This window comes from Spirosoma radiotolerans, assembly GCF_000974425.1.
Classification (GTDB): Bacteria; Bacteroidota; Bacteroidia; order Cytophagales; family Spirosomataceae; genus Spirosoma; species Spirosoma radiotolerans.
The window spans coordinates 4,324,360-4,345,216 of the sequence record NZ_CP010429.1 but is presented as its reverse complement, the minus strand read 5'-3'; the positions used below and the strand labels follow the sequence as shown (position 1 = coordinate 4,345,216).

At 51.6% G+C, this 20,857-nt stretch carries 14 protein-coding genes; 5 read left to right on the top strand and 9 right to left on the bottom strand.

Annotated elements, in window-relative coordinates; genetic code table 11:
• The first annotated feature begins 64 nt into the window (after positions 1 to 64).
• A complete protein-coding gene (gene ypfJ / locus SD10_RS17640) occupies positions 65 to 916 on the top strand; it encodes a KPN_02809 family neutral zinc metallopeptidase (RefSeq protein ID WP_046575526.1) in 852 nt (283 codons plus the stop codon).
• 70 nt (positions 917 to 986) lie between these two features.
• Here ypfJ and SD10_RS28815 read toward each other — a convergent pair whose 3' ends face one another.
• Genes SD10_RS28815 through SD10_RS17625 form a run of 3 tightly spaced genes read right to left on the bottom strand, consistent with a single transcriptional unit; the run spans position 987 to position 4,422 of the window.
• Positions 987 to 1,352, bottom strand: a complete 366-nt coding sequence (locus tag SD10_RS28815; protein ID WP_052731215.1) for a hypothetical protein — start codon at positions 1,350 to 1,352, stop codon at positions 987 to 989.
• 16 nt (positions 1,353 to 1,368) lie between these two features.
• A complete protein-coding gene (locus tag SD10_RS17630; protein WP_227699002.1) occupies positions 1,369 to 4,092 on the bottom strand; it encodes an ABC transporter permease in 2,724 nt (907 codons plus the stop codon).
• A 3-nt stretch (positions 4,093 to 4,095) separates the two neighbouring features.
• Positions 4,096 to 4,422, bottom strand: coding sequence for a PadR family transcriptional regulator (locus SD10_RS17625; protein ID WP_046575525.1), 327 nt, complete (start codon positions 4,420 to 4,422; stop codon positions 4,096 to 4,098).
• A gap of 464 nt (positions 4,423 to 4,886) precedes the next feature.
• On the opposite strand from SD10_RS17625, the gene SD10_RS30295 reads away from it, so the two are divergent.
• Complete coding sequence (locus SD10_RS30295; protein ID WP_046575523.1) at positions 4,887 to 5,420, top strand: collagen-like triple helix repeat-containing protein; 534 nt, start codon at positions 4,887 to 4,889, stop codon at positions 5,418 to 5,420.
• A 77-nt stretch (positions 5,421 to 5,497) separates the two neighbouring features.
• Here the strand turns inward: SD10_RS30295 and SD10_RS17615 are convergent, their stop codons facing one another.
• Positions 5,498 to 9,178 (bottom strand): PAS domain S-box protein, encoded by a 3,681-nt coding sequence (locus tag SD10_RS17615; RefSeq protein WP_082111630.1) that lies wholly within the window; start codon positions 9,176 to 9,178, stop codon positions 5,498 to 5,500.
• Positions 9,179 to 9,425: 247 nt separating this feature from the next.
• Here SD10_RS17615 and SD10_RS17610 point away from each other — a divergent pair, with 247 nt between their 5' ends.
• The 3 genes from SD10_RS17610 to SD10_RS17600 all read left to right on the top strand — a co-directional run bounded on the left by SD10_RS17610 (position 9,426) and on the right by SD10_RS17600 (position 11,803).
• The gene (locus SD10_RS17610; RefSeq protein ID WP_046575521.1) at positions 9,426 to 9,761 is read left to right on the top strand and encodes a PKD domain-containing protein; all 336 of its coding nucleotides are present in this window, start codon (positions 9,426 to 9,428) and stop codon (positions 9,759 to 9,761) included.
• 6 nt (positions 9,762 to 9,767) lie between these two features.
• Positions 9,768 to 10,883: a hypothetical protein gene (locus SD10_RS17605; protein ID WP_046575520.1), complete on the top strand. Its 1,116-nt coding sequence runs from the start codon at positions 9,768 to 9,770 to the stop codon at positions 10,881 to 10,883.
• A gap of 74 nt (positions 10,884 to 10,957) precedes the next feature.
• The gene (locus SD10_RS17600; protein ID WP_046575517.1) at positions 10,958 to 11,803 is read left to right on the top strand and encodes a hypothetical protein; all 846 of its coding nucleotides are present in this window, start codon (positions 10,958 to 10,960) and stop codon (positions 11,801 to 11,803) included.
• A gap of 394 nt (positions 11,804 to 12,197) precedes the next feature.
• On the opposite strand, the gene SD10_RS17595 is transcribed toward SD10_RS17600, so the two are convergent.
• The 5 genes from SD10_RS17595 to SD10_RS17575 all read right to left on the bottom strand — a co-directional run bounded on the left by SD10_RS17595 (position 12,198) and on the right by SD10_RS17575 (position 20,729).
• Positions 12,198 to 13,613: a WG repeat-containing protein gene (locus SD10_RS17595; RefSeq protein WP_046575516.1), complete on the bottom strand. Its 1,416-nt coding sequence runs from the start codon at positions 13,611 to 13,613 to the stop codon at positions 12,198 to 12,200.
• Positions 13,614 to 13,745: 132 nt separating this feature from the next.
• A complete protein-coding gene (locus SD10_RS17590) occupies positions 13,746 to 14,321 on the bottom strand; it encodes a retropepsin-like aspartic protease family protein (protein WP_046575514.1) in 576 nt (191 codons plus the stop codon).
• Positions 14,314 to 15,681, bottom strand: a complete 1,368-nt coding sequence (locus SD10_RS17585; protein ID WP_046575512.1) for a hypothetical protein — start codon at positions 15,679 to 15,681, stop codon at positions 14,314 to 14,316. The genes SD10_RS17590 and SD10_RS17585 overlap by 8 nt, the downstream gene beginning before the upstream one ends.
• A 32-nt stretch (positions 15,682 to 15,713) precedes the next feature.
• Positions 15,714 to 19,148 carry an acetate and sugar kinases/Hsc70/actin family protein gene (locus SD10_RS17580; protein WP_046575510.1) on the bottom strand — a complete coding sequence of 1,145 codons (3,435 nt, stop codon included), beginning with the start codon at positions 19,146 to 19,148 and terminating at the stop codon, positions 15,714 to 15,716.
• Between the two features lie 90 nt (positions 19,149 to 19,238).
• A complete protein-coding gene (locus SD10_RS17575) occupies positions 19,239 to 20,729 on the bottom strand; it encodes a hypothetical protein (protein ID WP_046575508.1) in 1,491 nt (496 codons plus the stop codon).
• Positions 20,730 to 20,857: the final 128 nt, after the last annotated feature.

Here is a 20,857-nt window from a genome sequence, read left to right as displayed (position 1 = left end):
CTGGAAACAGTAATCTTGCCAGCAGAAGTCAATTTGCATAATCACCATTTAACTAAAGAAAATCATGCGTTGGTTAGGAGGACGTGAAAGTGATAATGTCGAAGATCGCCGGGGAAGCGGTGGTGGCGGCTTACTTGTAGGTGGCGGCATTGGCTCGGTTGTCATTGCGGTTATCGTGATGCTGTTGGGTGGCGACCCGACCGAAGTGCTGAATCAGGCTGCGCCCAGTCAGGCAACATCACCTGCCGATCAGCAGGCTGAGGGAGAAGCCGCCAGCTTTACCCGGAAAACATTAGCCAGCACAGAAGACGTCTGGACGAAAGTATTTGCCGATCAGGGGTCGCAATATCGCAAGCCAACACTGGTTATGTTTGATCGGGCAACTACGTCGGGATGCGGTACAGCTTCTGAAGCTTCGGGCCCTTTCTATTGCCCCGCCGACCAAAAAGTATACATCGATCTCTCGTTTTACGATGAACTCCGTGATCGGTTTAAGGTTCCCGGTGACTTTGCCATGTCCTATGTGATTGCTCATGAAATTGGGCACCACGTACAGAAGCAATTAGGTATCATGGACAAAGTAGATGGGATGCGAGGCCAGCTCAGCGAACGGGAACAAAACAAACTCTCGGTTCGCCTGGAATTACAGGCCGACTTTTTTGCCGGGGTATGGGCCAATAAAGCACAGGGCAAAACGATTGAACTGGATAAGAACGATATCGAGAGTGCCTTAACGGCAGCCAACGCCATTGGCGATGACCGGATTCAGCAGGAAACGCGCGGAACGGTGGTCCCCGATGCGTTTACACATGGTACATCAGCCCAGCGCGTCTACTGGTTTTCGAAGGGATTCAAAACCGGCGATATCAACCAGGGCGATACCTTCAATAGCCGCGAAGACGCTAATTTACAATAATAGATCACTTGATTTATTCTTGGAGCCGGGCCTACTAAGGCCCGGCTTTTTTAGTGAACTCAGTCAAAAGCTACATCAACGTGGCTCTTGTCAAACCACGATGCTTAGTCTGGTAACGCACAACTAATAGCGACACACTGAAAATAATCAGGCAAAGCGGTCCAAAAATCAGCCACGGCATCTCACGGATCGGCATAAAAACACCAACTGATCTAAAAGTACGGTACTTGAGAAACTCTTTCTGAACAGGATTCATGCCTGTTACATCGAACGTTTCGCTCAGATGAATTTTGCGTCCACCCTGGTTGCCATCGAGCTGAATGGAAAGGGTTCTGTTATCGTCAGAAATCCGCGTTCGTAGATTGGAGGCTGCTGAACGCTGGGGCATGGCGGCTAAACTGATGCAGGTAAGCAGGGCAATGAGTAGGTGTTTCATCGTCAATTGAATTTAATTATTCACTTCGTAAACTCTTAACGGGATTCATCAGGGCCGCTTTGATGCTGTGAAAGCTGACCGTAGCGAGGGCAATCAAAATAGCGGCCATACCAACCAAAACGAATATCCAGGCACTTATTTCGATACGGTAGGAATAGCCATCCAGCCATTTTTGCATAAAGAACCAGGCCAGGGGCGTCGCAATAACGATAGCCAGAACGACCAGCTTCACGAAGTCCTGCGAGAGAATGAAGACAATATTCGGAATGCTGGCACCCAGTACTTTACGAACGCCAATCTCTTTGGTCCGCTGTTCAATTACCATCAGTGCAACAGCAAACAGGCCTAGGCAGGAGAGCAGAATTGCTATGCTCGACGCAAGGCTGAAAATCTTCGAGAGCTGTTCTTCCCCTTTATACCAGGCATTGGTATTTTCGTCCATAAACGACCCGATAAACTCTGATTTCGGTGCCACTTCCTTCCAAACCGCTTTCAGCTTGTCCATCGAACCCGCCAGACTTTGCGGAGCTACCCGAACAAAAACGTAGCTGATAGGCTGCGAATGGGCCAGATACATCGTAATTGGCTTCTTCTCACTCTTCGACGAATACAAATGAAAGTCTGGGACAAGGCCAATAATCTGGTATTTTACGCCCGCTGTATCCGTCTGGAAGTATTTGCCTACCGGATCTTTCTCGCCGATCATTTTGGCCATACTTTCCGTAATTACCACCCGGTCGAGTGTATCTGACGGATAAGCCGGGCTAAATTCTCGACCTGACAAGAGCTTGATATTAAGCGTTTTAAGGTAGTCGTAATCGACTTGCAGCCAGTCAGTTGAAATTTCTTTTTCCTTATAGGTGAAGCCCATGACCGATCTGGACGTACTTCTGTCTTTGCCCAGACCAAGGTTAACACCACTGCCGGTTATGGCAATAATGGTCGGGTCGCTGGCCAGCCGATTGCGCATGCGTTTGAGGACCAACTGGCCATCTTCCTGGTTGCCCACAGGAATGCTGATGACTTCCTCCTTCTGAAAGCCGAGCGGTTGCCCACGCATGTGGCGTACCTGCTGCACAGCTATGATGGTGCAGCAAATCAGCAAAGTTGATAAAGTGAACTGGGTTACAATGAGCGAATTACGCAGGAATCCCGGTCGCTTCATCGTTATCTTTCCTTTCAATACATCGACGGCGTTGAACTTCGACATCTGCAAGGCTGGATACCCACCCGCCACCAGTGTTACTAGACCAAATAAACTCAGTATGAGCACCAGTTTGTCGGGTTGCAGCATGTAGTCGAGGGTGAGTTTTCCCTGAAACGTCGTGTTGAAAGCTGGTAGAAGGAGGTAAGTAAGGACCATCCCAACCAGAAAGCCAACGAAGCAAATAAGAGCCGCTTCACCCCATATCTGCACAAATAATTGTGTTTTGAGCGCCCCAAGCGACTTGCGAACACCTACTTCTTTGGCTCGGATAAAGGACCGGGCAATACTCAGGTTAATGAAGTTGATGCACGCGATCAGGAGAATGAAAAAGCCGATCCCGGCCAGGGCGTATATTAGGGTAATTGGCTCCCCCGATTTACCACCTGTTTCTGTGTTAAAATGAATATCGGACAATTTTTGTAACCGTATGGCAAACAAATCGCCCCGTTCATCGGGTTTGGCTCCTTTCTTTTTAAGCTTCTCGATGTCGCCGGAAAAGTATTTTGTGGCAAAGGATTTTAACCGGTTTTCAACCGTTGCCCGGCTCACATTGGGGGATAACTTCACGTAAGCAGCATGCGACATGGCATCCCATTTGTCTTTATCCGACTGGTAATTACCCGCGTTGGTAATCTGAATAAAGGCATCGTACTGAATGGTTGAATTGGTTGGAAAATCCGCTAATACCCCACTGACGGTGAATTCTTTTGCGTTGCTATCCCGGCCCAGCAGCACCCGTTTGCCCATCGGATCTTCCTTGCCAAATATAGCCTTCGCCATACTCTGACTGATAACAATATTGCTCCGGTCATTGAGGGCGGTTGCCCTGTTTCCTTTGAGTAGGGGGAATGAGAATATTTTCAAAAAGTCAGGATCAGTGAACATGACATTTTTGTCGAAAAATTTCCCTTTGTATTCAACCACGTTGCTGCCGTTCATCAGTCGTGCTGCGGCTTCTATTTCGGGGTACTCGGCTTTCAGGGCCGGGGTGAAGGGTAGCGGTAATGTTCCTGAATAACTTGCCTTTTCGGGGTCATTGAAGAAGAGATTGGCTTTATAAACACGGTCACCATCCGTATGAAACGAATCGAAACTGAGCTGGAAATAGGTGGTTAGAAACAGAAAGGTGCTGATAACAAACGCGACCGACAGGCCAACTACGTTGATGGCCGCATAACCTTTGCTTTTCCAAAGGTTGCGAAAAGCGATTTTGATATAATTGCTGAGCATAGCAGGGTGAAGAAATGAGGGTTGAGGATATTCGTTGGAGCTATAGCGAGGTGTACCTGTTGATTTGGTGCTGGTTGATGAGTTCGTAAAACTGGCAACTCGTCGGCTGAGAAAGTAAGGGCGGACAAACCGGAGTACTTCCAGACTGTAGAACTGGCGGGCCTTTCGTTCGCCAACCTGGGCTACCTGATCGGCAAACTGCTCGTGCAGATCGCCCAATAGCTCTTCCCGTAACGCAGACGGGCAAACCCAGGTAAGCAGCCGATCAGCCCAGGCAGGGGGAGTAGGAGCGTGGTTGGCCATGGTTCAGATCAGCGAAGTCGTTGGAATGGAGTCCCAGAGTTGATTGCGTACGTCTCTCATTTCACGCAAGGTTTGTTTCCCAGCAGCGGTAACGGTAAAGAATCGTTTCCGACGGCCGCCCCGTTCATTGGTAGCGCCACCCAGTTCAGAGAGCAGGAACCCCTTTTCTTCCAGTCGATATAGCGCGATATGAACACCACTCAGACTGATGATGCGGCTGGTGCGCTGCTTTAGTTCACCCGCAACGGTTACGCCATAAGCCTGCCCTTCCAGTACCGCGACTGTCAGTAAAACCAGCTCTTCGAATTCCCCCAAATAGGCTCTGTTCATATCCGTCAGCTACGTTCTGATTGTATTTACTTGTTATTTGCTAAACAAATGCCCTGCCAAAGCAGAAAAAGGCTGATTTCAGCCAATTGGCTGCTATTTTCTCATTTTTAAAGTCAGTTGATTGTCCAGAATCGGACAACGGAAGTACGTTTGTGGACAGCAAATAGGGCGAAACAAGCTTGTCTCTCTTTTAGTTTGTAGCCTGTTTAACTGGCTGATAGACGATTGTATAGACGATGACGAACCCCAAAACGTCAACGGAATTGGCTTGGGTTAATTGACCCTATTTCGCTGAGCAAGTCACTGTTGCAGATGCAAGACTGAGTTAACGGTTAGGAGAGAGGTGAATTTTACGGATAGTAAGCGTATTAATACCTGATTCAGAGTGCATTTATTGACAACGAACAGGAGACTTTCGACCTTCCCCTTCACAAACCAAGGTCAAACTACTAATCACTAACTTTATGAATCGCTTACCGCTTATATTCGTCGCTACCTGCCTCTGTTTCGTTTCGTTTTGTTTTCAACAATGTCAGCCCAAAGCTGGCGACCCTGGCCCGAAGGGAGACACAGGCGCAACTGGCCCAGCCGGACCGACGGGTCCAGCGGGTCCGCAAGGGGCAACAGGCACTGCCGATGTGCAGTATTCACCCTGGATCAGTACGACATTCACAGGAGGTAGTACTTTGTATGTAGGTAATATAACTGCGACCCCCATTACACAAGCGGTGCTGGATAAGGCCGATGTTCGGGTGTACTGGAATGAAGGTGGTCGTATATTAAGCCTGCCATACGCAGAGACTTTTGGCACCACTACCTTTACGGTTCACCAACGAATTTATGTAGGTCGAATTGAACTTAGAGCCTCGTATGCGCTTACTACACAGCAGTTTAGGTACGTCATTATACCGGGTGCTGTAGCCGTTAACGGTCGTGTGGGCGCTATTGATTATAGCGATTACAAAGCGGTTCAAAAGGCGTTCAATATTCCTGACTAAGGTAAAGCGGTCCTGCCTTGTTTTTGTCATTCAGATAATAGCTAGGCGGCTATCGTCTGAATGACAAAAACGAACCGTTAGCTTTTCCAGGTTGTCAGGAATTCGTTAAACGATTCTTCCAGCGCATGAAGGGCGTCTAGCAATCCACTGGTGTCATTTACTTTTAGCTTTCCTTCGGCCGTTCGGGCAATGTCGGCCACGCGGGCTATACCAATGGTTCCTGCGCTTCCTTTTAAGGTGTGCAAATGGCTCTTCACCGTAGGAATATCGCCAAGATCGTAGGCCGCCAGGGCACCATTCACCAGATCGGTGGCCTCCGTCACGAACTCTTCCATGATGCTGTCAACCAATTCCTGACCGCCAATGTCACGAAGCTGCCCAACAATCTCTTCATCGATAATGGGTAGTTTGGGATCGACGGCAGGCTGTGTGGGTTCAGCCGGCTTAGCCGGAGTCGTGTTCTGTTTCGCCCGCTTGGTATCGGTAAGCTCCTTCACTTTAGCGATCAGGCTTTGAGCGCGAATCGGCTTGGCAATGTAATCGTCGAGGCCCTGGCTGATGAACCGCTCGCGGTCTTCGCGCATGGAATAGGCCGTCATGGCAACAATCGTTGGCAATTGATTACCAAACTGTTTACGCAGATTCCTCGTCGTTTCTACACCATCCATATCGGGCATCTGAATGTCCATGAAAATGACGTCGAAACCGGCTTCGGCTCCTTCACCGTGGGTTTTCTGCACTTCACTAATGGCGGCCGGGCCACTATCGGCCGTGATCACAACGCAGCCCGATTTTCGTAGAATTTCGCTGGCTACTTTGCGGTTCACCGCGTTGTCGTCTACCAGCAACACCTTGGGGTGATAAGCGCTAAAGAAGTTGGCAAGGGCAATTTCGGCAACTTCCGTAGTTTGTTGAGTGGGGCTAATGCTGGTTTCCTTCAGTTCGATGGTAAACCAGAACGAACTGCCCATTCCTACCGTGGAATCGACCCCAATTTCGCCTTTCATCAGCGTCGCCAGTTCTTTCGAGATAGCTAAGCCCAGGCCGGTTCCTCCAAACGATTTGCGGGAGGATGTATCCACCTGGCTAAAGGAATTAAAGAGCAGGTTGATGTTTTGCGGGGAGATGCCAATACCCGAGTCTTTCACCGCCACCCGGATTCGGTTGAATTTTCCGTGTTTGCTGAGTAGCGTCGCTTCAACTCGAATTGTGCCGTTCTCGGTGAATTTAATGGCATTCGAGGTCAGGTTCGACAGGACCTGCAGCAGCCGGGTCTGGTCGGCGATAACGAAAGTGGGTAAGTCAGGACCGAGATGGTAGGTTAGTTCATTGTTTTTAGAGTTGGCCTGTTGCCCGAATAGCGCAATCAACTTCTCGAAAATCTCCTTAAACGCCACTGGCGACTCATGGAGCACCATTTTCCCGGCCTCGATTTTAGACAAATCCAGAATATCGTTCAGAATATTCAGCAGGGTTTCCGACGACCGCTTGACGGTTTTGACATAACTGCGTTGTTCTTCGTCCAACTGCGTGTCATTCAGCAGGTCGATCATGCCGATAATTCCGTTCATCGGCGTTCGGATTTCATGGCTCATGTTGGCCAGAAACTGCTCTTTTACTTTCAATGACCGCTCTGCCTCGTTTTTCGCTTTAACCAGTTCAGCCGATTGTCGCTTTAACTCCGTAATATCGCGGGCCAAAACGGCCACGACCGAATCGCTGCCTGGCCCATCGTTGAGCATCAGCATGTTAAACATAAACTGGCGTTCGCTGCCGTCTTTACGGCGCATGCTGGCTTCAAAGTTCCGGAGGCTGCGGTTGCGGGCCAGCTTGAACATGGCATGCCGTATTTCATTGGCGTCGATGAAATACTGGGTTATATCCTGTCCCAGCACTTCGTCGGGTGTGTACCCCATCCGTTTAAAGACCGACGGACTGATCATCGTAATACGCCCTTTCCGATCGACACGCGCATAAATATCCTGCAGGTTTTCGAAAATACCCCGGAATTTCTCTTCACTCTGGCGAGTCGCGATTTCAGCTCGTTTGCGGTTGGTGATGTCGCGCGCAATGCCCGACACTTCTTCGATAACTCCCCCTGCCAGCAAAATAGGGTTCAGGTGAAATTCGAGATACGTTTCTCCCTTGGGTGTTTCGAAAAACAGCTCAAAATTCTGGGCGAACCCCCGAAACGCCTGCCGATACCGTTCTTCAAGGTTCTTCCGGTTGTCTACCCCGATCATCCGCCAACCCAGATCAGGTGCACTGGCCTGAATGGACGGCACTTCGTTCAATTGGTACTCTATCAGCCGGGCGTAGTTTTTGTTGAATGAGGTCAATTTCAACGCTTTGTTGACCGACCAGATCAGGTAGGTGCTACTATCGAAAATGGCATTCAGTCGGGCATTCTGTTTATCCAGCCGGGCTTCTGATTGCTTCCGGGCAATTGCCAGCGCCACTTGTCCAGAAATAAATTCCAGCAGTTCGAGGTCGCGGGGGCCGTAGGTTTGAGCGTCGTCGTACGATTTTACCCCGATAATGCCCGTAATCTCATCGCCAATACGAAGCGGAGCTGTCAGCATCACCTGTGGCTGAAGCTGGCCATACAGATCAACGTGTTCGCGGTCGGCGAGCTTACGAATGTCTTTTTCGTACAGAAACAAGGGCTTGTTGGCCAGAATCGTGTACTCGATCAATCCGTTACCCAGTTTCCGTTTCGTAAACCGCATATTGCCGCCAAAATATTCATCGACGTAGTACGGAAAAGACAGATAAGTTTTGCTGGCATCGTACAGGGCAATGAAGAAATTGCGGGCGTCCATAATATTGCCCAACTCTTCGTGAATCTTGTGATAGAGTTCACCGAGATTGGGCGTATTGATGGTCCAGTTAGCGATGCTGTAATAGAGCTTCTGCGATTTTTCGGCCCTGATTTTGCCCGTTGTATCGTGCAGAATGCAACGAAACGCCGTTGGGCGACCGTTATCGAAACGGCAGTTGACGCTACCCGACAGAAACAATGTCTTCCCGGATTTGTCCCGAAAAACAGTTTCTACATAGGGCAGCTTGTCGCCTTCCTGTATGCGTTTAAGCAGACCGAGGGTACTTTCGGCATAGTCGGGGTGGAGGACATCGCGCAGGTTAAGGGCCGAAATTTCTTCGGAACTGTAGCCAAGAGCTTCGCGCCAGGCCCGGTTGACGAAGATGAATTTCCCGTCGAGTGTCAGCAGTTGGATCAGGTCGGAGGTGTTATCGACCAGGTCCTGCAATTGGGCATTGGTATTGGAGAGGGCCGATGCCACCCGCCGTTTGTTCGTTACGTCTTCGCCAATGATGGTGAACGATGAAACGTGTCCATCAGTACCATTTATAATAAACGAATTGACCTGCACGCTGCGCAGAGCACCGCTCCGGGCCAGAATGGTAATTTCTTTCTGTTCAGGAAATCCCCCCTTTGTCAAGGCCTCATCAAACTCATGTTCGAGTTTGGCCCGGTCGGCGGGTAGAATAAAGACGTCGAAAAAGTTTTTGCCGATGATGTGCTCGGGTTGCCAGGCCGTAACCCGATAGGTATACGGATTAGCGTAACTAAGCGTGCCGTCGCGTTCAATGGTGAGACCAACCAGATTCAGTTGGTCAACCGTATGCCGAACATCGAAAGCGGGCAATGCATCTGTTACGGCGACATCGCTGCGTTCGTGTTGTAGCCGTTGAATCTCGGCTACTAATTCATCTTTGGTTTTAGCTGACCAGCGCATGGGTAAGTCGGTGAATTAATGTGTCGTTGGACTCTTTAAATTTACGAAAAATGTTGGCCACCGCCGAAATGAATGCAAGAAACGGATTTAGTTTTTAACGCGTTGGCTCGTTTCCCAAGTATTGTTTACTTTGCTGACAATCCTAAGACGTTCGTCTGTTGTGTTGTGGTTCTTTAGGGTAGAAAGTAACTATGTTTCGCTATTGCCACAACTCAATAAATCAATGTCCTGACTCTTTAAATTACGTATGTATAAACGGGCTATTTATCTGTTGGTATTACTGGCTACAATGGCCTGTGAACCGTTTGATTTAACAAAAAAAACATTCCTAACCTGTGCTAAACCGGCTGCCGGGATCGGGTATACCGTCGGTCGTTTAGATGTTACATTTTTTCTCGAAAATCCGCAGGGCGACATTGGCGCCGTCGGTTGGGACCCCGGCGATGGCAGTGGCAAAAGCCGCGTAGGAACGCGCGTGACCTACAACTACTCTAAGGCAGGAACCTACACCGTAACGTTGACACTGGCTAACGCGTGCGATGACAACTTTACGACTACTAAACAAATTACCGTCAGTAACTAACCCACCATGCGCCTAGTTTTTACTCTTTTATTGTGTTTTGCAATGGCCTTGTCGAGTCGGGCGCAGGAGCGCGTTCGGAATGTCCGGATTCGGGTGGCCGATTCGTCGCAGCTCGAAATCCGGTATGACCTGATTAATACCCGCTACGGCGATTCGGTTTATTTTGAAGTCCGTAGCCGGATTCGCGGTGCCCTGCGCATTTCACCGGAATTCGTTCGGGGTGATTTTGGCTTTCGCATTACGGCCGGCTCTGATCGGCGGATCATCTGGAATGCACTGGCGAATGGGTATTCGCTGAATGAAGAGATTCAGGCAAAGGTTTTTGTGAAGACCGGCATTACGCCACCACCGGGCCAACAAGCGGAACCCGAACCTGTAGTGGTTCAAAAGCCAGCCGTGACAACGCCCGCCCCCGCATCGGCTACTCCCAAACCCGCCAAAAGTGACCCCGTAGCGGTGACAGAATCACCGGCAACGTCAGCCGCACCGGTTCCGCAATACAAAAAAACAAAGCGAGGACGGCCTACCGTTGTTTTGGCGGATTCCGTATCCCGCCAACCCACGCCTGCTGCGCCCGCCCCCGCCATTGTGTCAACGCCGGTTCCGCAGGCCACGGCGCCACGGCCCGAGCCTTCTGTGCAACCAACGCCATCCAGCCCGATAATGGAACCCCTCAGTGAGCCCCGTTCGGTCAGACGACGCTATGCGGGACCTGCCTGGGCGCTGGTATCTGTTGTGGCGCCTGGGATTGGCAATATTTTCGTGCAAACACCCAAACCGAAAATTGGCTTGCGACCCTTGGTAACGGTAGGCTGTTATGGGCTGCTGATTTATGGATTTATGGAACGGCAGAAGTCGAACGATGCGTATGCAATTTATGAACAGCAGAAAAATATGACAGCTGGCGAACCCTATTATAAGACAGCGAACGACCATCATCATACCTACTTTATGGCGACGCGGGGCGCTCTTGTCGTGGCCGCGGCCGATGTTATTCTGACGTTCATCAAAGGCGTCCGCAATAGTCAGAGTCAAAAAGAAGCAAGGCGGTATCAATCGGTAACGATCAGCCCTGGTTTTCAGGCTGGCCAGCCGACGGCTTTAGTCCGGTATTCGTTTTAATTGACACTCCTTGTTTTAGCACCCAAACCCCTTCTATAAAGCCCCAGAAGCTGAATAGATCTACCAAACTAACGATGCGCTTTTATTTGATCATTGCCTTCATACCTCTCTTTTTAACGAGCAGCTTTGCTCAGTCGGCCGGGCGACGGGAAAAGTCGGCTCTGTATTCGGCTTCGAGCGAGTGGCAAAAGGTGACCCTGAAGCCAACAGCTCGTTTGCAAACCAACCAGCCCGTAAACGCACCCGTAAGCCCGGCGACGGCTGCCCCCGCCGAGCGGACGGAAACCGGCACGGTATCAACACCACTAGTACCGGCCCGCCCATCGACGTTAGCGAACAGCACCGCTGATTATCGGCCAGCGTTCGCGGGCGATTTTGCTACCAACCGAAATGGCTGGAAGGCTGGTACAAAAGGGGATTATTATTACCAGATTGGACTTGGTCGGTATAGTATCCGTAAACGGAATACAAACACCCAACAGATAGCCTTCAGCGCGGTTGAACTACCGAGGGATATTAACCTGAATAACGCCGATTTTTTCACCATCAAAGTGGATGTGCTAGCTGACTCAGGTCGTATTCCAACGGGGGGCGTGCTGTTTGGTGTTGTCGATTCGCTTAACTACAATGCCTTTACCCTGAACGAGAAAGGCGAGGTGGCGGTGGTGCGGGTATCGAACGGGAAAACGGTCAGCGATTATATGCCGGCCGATTTCTTCTCGCCGGGTGTATCGGTTGAAAAAAATCGCAATCGACTTAGCATACAACGTAAAGGAGAAGAACTCCATTTTTACGTAAACGCGCAGGAAATTCGCAGCAGCCCGTATCCATTCAAACTACTGGCTGGGAATGGGATTGGGCTGACCTCTTCAGGCTACTGGACATCCTTTCAGAAGCTCACCGTGACGCTGGGCCCATAAGAAAATAAAAAAAGTGGTAAGTCGTTACAAGTCCAGGAATCGTACGGGCGGCTCTCGGCTAGGGGTGACTTACGGTAGAGAAGCTAGTAGCCAGCACGATAAAATGAAAAACTAATTTCTAAAGACAGATTATTATGGCAAAGAGTCAGGACGCCAAGAAAAACACGAAGAAAGAACCGGCGAAAACTCCGAAAGAGAAAAAAGAAGAAAAGCGCGAGAAGAAAGCAAAGAAGGCTTAATGATCGGTGAGGATCGGGGCGTAGATGCACTATGTCCACGGTCCGTGTCCTCACGGACCGCGCGTGCCGATTCATTGATGCGGTCCGTGAGGACACGGACCGAGGAAAAGTGAACGTGAAGCGACAATGGGTTAAAGCATACTGTCGTTTCACGTTCATTTCTTCACCTGTTCCCCTGAACGGTTAATCGTCATAAGCTGTCCGTTCAGGAATACGGCGGCCGTATTGCCCCGGAAAGGGGTGACGGCCTCAAATTCTGGCTGAATCACCCATTCGTCATTTGCATTGACATAGCCCCATCGGCCGTTGCTTCGAGCCCGACGCCAGCCTCGCTCATCAGTACCCAATTCAACTTTATCGTATGGTTTATCCCCGAAGGCCTCTTCGTATTTGCCCTGACGCGCATCGGCCGGGGTAGCTGGTTTGGGCGCTGGTTCAACCGAAACTGGTTTTTCTTCCCGAGTCGGTTTACTTACAGGAGGTTCGGCTTTTTTAGCGAGCTCGGGTAGTTTTGTGGTTGGCTCGGCTGTTGGTTCAACCGTTTCACTTGTCTCGGTTTTTGGCTGTCGTTTCTCGCGCTTTACTTTTTTTTTTCGGCTTGAAGGGCGTTCATCCGAAGCGCTGGTTGTCTGCTCTGCTTTCCGGTCAATGGTTGAGCCGTCGTCGTTTTTGTTGGTACTTTTGATAAACCAGTAGATGACAGCCAGTAAGGTCAGGGCGAACAAAACGCCGTACAAGCCACTGCGATCTGGTTTGATGACTTCCACCCGCACGGTACTCAAGGGATTGTTATTCGCGTCAAATAGGGTATAATCCGTTGTTTTCGTCGGCTTTACCCACCCCCGATTTGTTGGCGACAAGCCCTCGCCCAAATCGTCAATCGTTACGGCCAGCAAATTGTCCACTTCCCAGGCCAGAGTAACCGGCTGGCCTTTGCTGACACGAGCGGGGGTAGCCGTAAATGACCGGACAACCGGCGCCGGTTCTGGTGGGGAGGGGGGCTTTAGAGGTCGCTCAATCGGTGCTACTGGCGGTGGCGACACATAAACCGGGGCCTCAATGACGGGGTTACCAGACCGGACTGGTTCGGGAGGAGTAACAGCGGGTTTCGGTAGTTCCGGCGTCCGCTCAACGAACGGGTCGACGGCTGGTTTTGCCACGGGTTCGGCAATCGGTGGGGGAGCAGGAACGGGCGACTCCACAACCGGTTGAGGCTGTTGCGCTTTCGATTCGCCCCCTAAGCGTTTTAGAACCGTTGGCACCCACTGATGCCGGACAAAATCGGGGGAAAGTTTTAAGGAACTAGCCGCATTGACGATCTGATTCAGATCCTGATCGTACAGATGAATCCGGGATGGTTGGGCTAATCGGGCAATGCGGGCCTGTATATTTTGAAACAGCAGATTATTGTTGGCCACTTCCTGGCTAATGGCAACTGCCCGTTTCTGGGCATCGGCTTCTGACAGACCAGCCTGCCGGGCATCCTCCAGATACCCGTTTGTACGCCAGGCGTCCGGGCCGTCGAGTACGATGGCTTCACGAAGTCGGTCGGTCAGTTCGGTGTCGGTCATAGGGACAGGTTGAAGAGGAGAAAGGTCATGTGTAGTATGTCATAAGCTGGGACGTGGTTCGGCTTTGTATCAGCTATTTACCACGCCCCAGCTTATGACATACTACCTTTACAACGTACAAAACACCGAATTTCAGTCGAACGTCACAACATTACGCCGATAATCCACCGAAATTTTACCGAATTGAGATAAGGCCGACTGACCCAGCAACAAGGGTGCTTTGGCATTGGCAACGACATTGGCGTTGACGTTCTCAAGGACGCGATCGCCAATCTGTACGGATTTGAGCCGAATGACTGCACCGGGAGAAACGGCTCCGCTGGCATCCTGAAACCGCGATTGGCCGACAATATCGGCATCCGTAATGGTGCCGTGCTTGACCATAAAGTCAGCTTCGGTAGCGGTTATCGAAATTAGACTGGCCCCCGTATCCAGAATAAACTTCATGGGTGTCCCATTGATCGTGACAGGTACTTTGTAAACGCCATTCGCCTTTTCCATCGCCACTTCCGTTGGGCCGCTTCCCATTTTTGTTAGCGTTGGTTTAGACGCCGGGGCGGGCGTTTCAGATGACGGTTGTTCCGTTTTGTCAGCGGTACTATGCTTGCTTCGCCGGGGTTGATGACTACCCGACCGGGAGCAGCCCGAGCAGCCCGACAGGTAAAGCACAAGACCAATGAGCAGCAGACTAATAAGAACCTTATTCATACCGGATCAGTGCTTTTGTCTTCACGCGCCAGACACCGTTTTCAAGAACGGCCTCCCCATCCCGGCGCATAACAATACGAGTATGGGTGCTCGTATAGCTGTTCTCGCTGTCGCAGGCCGGTTCGATCATGTAGTTTCGATACGTCAGAAAGCGCGCCACCCGCCCCGGTTCGGCTTCAAACCGGAACGAAGCTACCGACGGATTGCTGGCGTTGATGCTGAACCGATACGCTGACTCGGGGGAAAGCGTACCACTTTTTTGCTGACTATCGAACTGGCCCGTTGGATCGGGGGGTGGAAAGTAAACTACCTCCGACCGGGCCGGAGCGGGGGCTTCTACCGGCGTAGGGGGCACGGCAATGGGTGCTGCCGGGGGCGCTATGGGTTGCGTCAGAACAGGCATGGGGTCCGTAATCGACCCCGTCTCAATGACCGGTTCGCCCGAACGGACTCTGGGTGCCGGTGGGGGCGTAGGCTGGGCAGCCTGTTGTTTGAGTTGCTGAATTGCGACTAACGGGTTGTTGGTACCTAGTTCCGTTATAATGGCGTCGTAGGCGCTGGCTTTTTGCCGCAAATCACCTTGTGGCTGACGGGGTTCATTTGTCGGCCTGGGTTCGTTGGCGGGCTTGCTGCGCAACAAGCTGTCATTTTGGCGGCTCAGTTTACCATTCTCGTCGGTCAGTCGATCTACCTCATTTTTCAGGGCGCGATAGGCCAGTAGATAAACAGCACCGGCACCAACCACGAGTCCTGCAAGTGCACCTAGTATCATCATCCAAAGCTGTTTTCCTTCTGCCTCCTTTTTCTGGCGCTCCAACTGACTGAGCTGGAGCGCTTCCGGCGTTATACCTGTTTCGTCGTCTGCCGCTGCGTCCGACGCGGCTGGCTTGTCGGCGGTTTGGGCCGACGGCTCAGGGGCAGCGGCCGGTGGAAGCAAGCCATCTACTTTAGCGAGTATCTGCGCCTGAACGGCCGGGCTGAGGGGTTTTCCGTAGTTTTTGTCACTCTTGTACTTCGCGTAAAACTGAGCCAGTTGTTTCCGGATGGCGGTATTTGCCTCGGCGGGCGACATCGCTACGAAGGCGGCTGTATTTTTCAGCATGGCCAGTTCCTGCATTTTAGCGCCTACCTGATCCCAGCTACCTACCCCGCGAATGACTTGTTGCGGGTCGCAGCCATCGCTGCATTCCAGCAATTGCGTGTAGATTTCCTGCGCTTTCGGCTGGCTGATCCCTGCAAAAACAGCAATTGCCACATCTTTTGTCAGTGTATCAACGGCGGCCTGATTGGCATTTTGTGCCAGCGTCAGCGACGCCGACATGCACAAAGAGACAACGCCTAGGTAGGCTACTTTTGGCATACGAATAGGTTTAGTGGTGGGAAAAGCATGCACTACGCCAGGGCATTCGCCAGTTTATTGATCGCGCCAATGAGCGGATAGAAAAACAGCGTTTCTTCGATTGTCGAGCTAAGCGTATCGATCATACCGCTGTATTCGGCCGCTACTTCACTTTCTTTTCGCTGAATACCATCCATTAACGAAGTATCCAGATGCGTCCGCAATTCCTGCTGCGCCACTACCAACGACCGTGAAGACACGTTCAGGTTCCTGACGAAACTAAACTGCTGGTTGATAGCAAAGAAGAAATCGATGAATTCGTTGGTCTCTTTCAGCAGTGAATCCACAACTTCCGGCTTCCGAAGGTCAGCATAAGTTAGCGTCGGAAATTCGTCGTTGAACGTGGCCGGATACACATAATTAATGGCTTCCGTATCGACAGGCCGGCTGTTGGCAGGCTGCATCAGCGCTCCTTTGCAGGTGACTTCCTTCGGCCCTTTTCGTTCGTAGAAGAGCGTAAGTCCACTCGTATCGTATTGTTGCTCATATACTTTCTCAAAAATGGCCCGCGCTAGTTTCCCCAGCATCTGATCGTCGGTGCTGATGATCGTCAGCAGTTTCGAGCCTGTTCCACTGAACGTAATGGCGCCCGGCAAGTTAATACCCCGATGCTTCATCAGGCGGGCAATATGATACAGCAAGGCCGTATAGAACAGGACAAAGACAATTTTCATGTCCTCATCTTTGGCCAGCATTCCATTGAACGACAGCATACTCTTGGCCTTCACGTCGTTGCTCTTTTCGATGGAGAACCAGAACGCCATAATGTCTTCCGACCGATTTGTGTCCAGCATTCGCCGGTTATTATCGCTCAGGTTACCAAGGCTTTGGCTTTCTAAAAGTGTTTGGATCCGATCGGCATACTTACGGATAAACCCGTTGTGGCTGGCGGCTCCATATTCACTGAAGGCATCGCCGTAAATGGCATTTCCTGCAAACCGGAACGAAGTCAGCAACTTCGGTTCATTCCGTTCGTAGACCACCACGTCCGACGTGCCGCCACCAATATCGACATTGATCACGGGGCGGGCCGACGCGCTCAACGTTGGGTTTTGTTTGTAATAATAGAACGGTGCCACGGATTCCGACACTTCACGCAGGCGACCCGGCGCTCCGCCAATGTAGCGGTCATACAACTCCTGCCAGTCGGCGCGCAGCTGGCTCACCCGGCCGGGGGTCATACTGGCCGGGAAGAACCAGTAGACGGTCGTTTGGGTCAGATTGCCGCCTTCAGTCAGCACTTTGTTCTTAATCAGCATCAGCAATTCTTCCAGAAAAGCCTCTACCCGCCGTTCGGTCTGGTCGTTGTTTTTAGCCCACTTCAGGTTGGTGGTAATCCGGTTAGAACCTGCTGGTTGCCGCTCCACGTAGAACGGAATGTTGAAGTCGGCGAGCGCCTGCGTTTGCTGGTTGTAGCTCAGGTTCATGGGCTCGGCAATGGCCGTGCGCGTCGGGAAACTATCCGGCCGACCGGGGCCAATGGTTGGTGGCACAAACTCCAGGTCATAGAGCAGGAACAGCTCGAACAGGGCCGGATTGTACTGCGCCGGAGCAACCAGCGTGGCTACTTGCGGGGTCAACTCGGCCACATCGAAGGGCCGGGGTGATCCTCCATCAACTTTATATTCGACGTGGGTATTGGTGGTGCCGAAGTCTACCGAGAACTCAAACTGCTTGCTGCCACCGTTGTACTCCTGCCAGCGGGGAAGAACAATACCGTTCATATCTCGGCCGTCGGCGCGGATGTGCGTTTGCAGGTAATCGAACTCTTCACGCAACACATAATACACACTCGATCCATCGGTGTTCTGCTGCCGAACGGTGCGCTGGTGCTTCGACTCGGGTTTGACTTCGGCATTGGCCTGTTGCCGGAAATACGTCAGTTCGTATTGATTCTGGCTGTCAAAACCGGACTCGATCAACTGAATGCGGTAATCGGCGGGCACCGAAACTGCGCCCGAGCGCACAAATGGATAAATATTGACCGTAAACGAATTCTCGACGATGATTCCTTCATTGGTCGTCTCGTTTGGTGCATTCGACGTTCCCACGGTTGGATTGTATAGCCGCTCGAAGGTCACAAACTGATTGCCCGGCTGATTCGGGGCTGTAACCGGAATGTCGAGCGTGACGTTGATGCCGCCACCCTGCGGGGTCATCTTCAAGCGTACGCGTCCCTGCAACAAATCCTCTACATCGAAGAAATCGAAGAAATCCTTCTTAAGTGGCAGTAGAAATCCTTTGTCGGTGGCCGACGTTTGCAGATTACCATCGAAGAACCGGCCGCGGTCGGTGGGGAACGGCAACCGGATCAGGTACGGTTCCAGCAAATCGCTCACCGTGAGCCAGGGGTAGTTGCCCGGCTGGCCCGGCAAGGGCCGCTGGTTTTCGCGCCACGACTCGCGGGCGTAGTAGGGGACTGGCGTATTCGAATTCCACTGCGCCTGTGGCACATAGGTGAATTGCCGGAAAAACCGATTCTGCAACGCCATCGGGCGTGGCTGATTAGGGTTGAGTCGTGCGTATTTGTCGGATTTGATAATGAAATCGCTAACCGTATCAATGGCGCGGACATCGGATTTCTTCTTGCGCAGCGGGAAGCCCAGCACTTCAACGACATCGCCCGGACCGGTCGTCAACTCGTCAAAATCCTGATCAAATTTCTCGCGGGTCAACAAGGGCTGACCATTCTGCGATTCGATATGCTCGTAGAACATGGCCGGATTCTGCTGCTGCAGCAGCGCGCGACTGCGGTTCAAGTAGTCATCTACCTCCCGGAACCGATCCCGGAAATTGGGCATGAACAGCTTGATGGCGTACCAGAATTTCTGGTATTCAATATCGCGCTGGTGCAGCGGGCAAACCGACGCGTCGAATAGACGGTCGTTCCCCATGGATACATCGACCCAACTCAGGTCATTGCCCGAACTGAAAAACAACGTTTTGGGCGATGTGCCCCCCACCACCCGTCCCCGGTAGCTGAGGACAAACAGGCGATTGATGGCATTGAAATTATATTCAGCCGCGTCCTGATCCAGAAACAGTTTCAGGGCGTCGCCGAGTCGCTTGTGCCCCTGGCTGCTCGACTGGCGCAGCCGTTCGAGGTCGGTGCGAACATCAAAGGGCGTAATGGTGACGAATGTTTTGAGCTTGTCGTAATTGAAGAACAACTCGCCCACGTCCAGGCAGTCCGAAACGATGCGCTGGTCGTTCATGCTGCCGCTGAGGTCCGGTTTGATGGCCAGGTTCAGGAAGGCTGACCGCACCAGATCCATCCGGGCAAATGGGCTCGGAATAGACGTTGGCTGCTTCACGGTCTGACCACCCTGCGGGTCACGAATAGCCGCAATCTGATCGGTGCCAAGGGGTTTACTGACGTACCAGTGAAGACCAGGGGTAGGGTTATGTAAGCTGAATGTTGTTGGCATGTTGTTGAGGTTTACGGTTTACTGTTTTCGGTTGGCTGACGCGAGACCGCTTTGCGCAACCGAAAACAGTAAACCGAATACCGAAAACGTTTAATAATCCATCACTTTCGGCAACCGGTCGCGGACGAACTGCTCGGTGCCTTCTGAAAATAATTGTATGAACTTATCGGCTTCGCTGCCGTAGGCTTTGCCTTCCGCCGTTTTGTTGAGCGTCTGGTCCAGGTCGTCTACGATGTCAAGTTTTACATCCGACTCACCTCCGAAAATACCTTTCTTTTTTGGCTCGAAGCCCCGTACGGTATGGCCCAGGTTGGCTGCGTCGAGTAGGAAAGGCTCAAATGACCGTTTGTTTCCCCGCATCTCACTAAGCCACTGCCGGAACGACGCATCGAAGTTTTTGACGCTGGTAAAGAAGCCTGAGTTCAGGAAGGACGTTGAAATGGTTGGGTTAGCTTTGGACCATTGCACCGTGCCAGCCGCCTGCCGAAGTCGCTGACTCAGATACGTGCTGAACAACGCCATCTTCGACAGCGGCAAGCTGATGATCTGCTTCGTTGCACCGGCCAGGTTGCCCAATTGGATACTCAGCCCATCCTGCTCAATTCCGAACTCTTTGTAAACCGGGCTGACTGGCTTGCCATTGGACACGGCTAAGCTGCTGTCGTCGGTGTTCATAAAATCGACAATGGCCAGCGCCGACGCCATTTCCACAAAATGGGCTTCGTTCTTCTGGCCACCCGCGCCGGGGTCATAGGTGTAAGCCTTTGTCTGGTCGTCGCCGATGTAATACAAGGCATTGACGGAAGGATTAACACCTTTCTGGTAATAGTTCAGCGCGGCTTTGGTTTTAGCGATAAACGAAGCCGGGTCAATCAGTTTGTTCTCGTTAGTGGTCAGACTAAAGTATGGCATCACCGTAACGGCACCAATTTTAGCATTCGTCAGGAAGGCCGGATTGGGAATCTGACCAAGTGCCTGTGCGCCCCGGATGTTCTTGAGCAAAATGGGGAAACCAGCGGCACCCGTACCCCCAAAAATAGAGCTGACAATGAAGATACGGTCGTTGGCTCCGAAATTCTCGGCAAAGGCCTGAAACACATCGGAATAGCGAAACTGATTCAGTACCGTACTGCCAATGTTTGGGTTGCCTACGAAACCGATGTCCATTTTCGTTTCCAGGTTTTCTTCCGAAAACAGCAGACTGGCGAAGGCTTTGCTGGGCGCGTCCAGGCCTTCATAATTGATATAATCCCGGAATTTTTCCTGCTGAACGCCCTGCAATTCAAAGACATAGGTATCGGCGATGGTGGCATTGCCACCAATAGCCCGGTTGAGCGTTTTGATTTCGGTGCTGAAAAAGCCCGACGTTGGTTTCGTTTGCAGACCCGCCCGAATGTTACCGTATTCCCGTAGCAGATCTTTGGTGCGGAGGAGGTCATCGTTGGTGGCGTGGGGGTCCAGGATGATCGGGATCACCTCGTCGGTATTGTTCATTTTGACGCCAGACGCCAGCAAAAACGTGAGTGCTTTCAACACCCGTGAGCCAGTCCCGCCGATGGCGAACACAAATAATTTAGCCATGAATCTTTGGTTTTTGGTTTACGGTATTTGGTTTTTGGTTTACGGTTTGTGGTTGGCTGACGCGCCAGTTGATTTTGCCGGTCCCCCGGTGCGGTGAGCCAACCACAAACCGTAAACCAAAAACCAAA

Coding starts and splice junctions, on each gene's coding strand:
- ypfJ (WP_046575526.1), top strand. CDS start 65: ATGCGTTGGTTAGGAGGACGTGAAAGTGATAATGTCGAAGATCGCCGG.
- SD10_RS28815 (WP_052731215.1), bottom strand. CDS start 1,352: ATGAAACACCTACTCATTGCCCTGCTTACCTGCATCAGTTTAGCCGCC.
- SD10_RS17630 (WP_227699002.1), bottom strand. CDS start 4,092: ATGGCCAACCACGCTCCTACTCCCCCTGCCTGGGCTGATCGGCTGCTT.
- SD10_RS17625 (WP_046575525.1), bottom strand. CDS start 4,422: ATGAACAGAGCCTATTTGGGGGAATTCGAAGAGCTGGTTTTACTGACA.
- SD10_RS30295 (WP_046575523.1), top strand. CDS start 4,887: ATGAATCGCTTACCGCTTATATTCGTCGCTACCTGCCTCTGTTTCGTT.
- SD10_RS17615 (WP_082111630.1), bottom strand. CDS start 9,178: ATGCGCTGGTCAGCTAAAACCAAAGATGAATTAGTAGCCGAGATTCAA.
- SD10_RS17610 (WP_046575521.1), top strand. CDS start 9,426: ATGTATAAACGGGCTATTTATCTGTTGGTATTACTGGCTACAATGGCC.
- SD10_RS17605 (WP_046575520.1), top strand. CDS start 9,768: ATGCGCCTAGTTTTTACTCTTTTATTGTGTTTTGCAATGGCCTTGTCG.
- SD10_RS17600 (WP_046575517.1), top strand. CDS start 10,958: ATGCGCTTTTATTTGATCATTGCCTTCATACCTCTCTTTTTAACGAGC.
- SD10_RS17595 (WP_046575516.1), bottom strand. CDS start 13,613: ATGACCGACACCGAACTGACCGACCGACTTCGTGAAGCCATCGTACTC.
- SD10_RS17590 (WP_046575514.1), bottom strand. CDS start 14,321: ATGAATAAGGTTCTTATTAGTCTGCTGCTCATTGGTCTTGTGCTTTAC.
- SD10_RS17585 (WP_046575512.1), bottom strand. CDS start 15,681: ATGCCAAAAGTAGCCTACCTAGGCGTTGTCTCTTTGTGCATGTCGGCG.
- SD10_RS17580 (WP_046575510.1), bottom strand. CDS start 19,148: ATGCCAACAACATTCAGCTTACATAACCCTACCCCTGGTCTTCACTGG.
- SD10_RS17575 (WP_046575508.1), bottom strand. CDS start 20,729: ATGGCTAAATTATTTGTGTTCGCCATCGGCGGGACTGGCTCACGGGTG.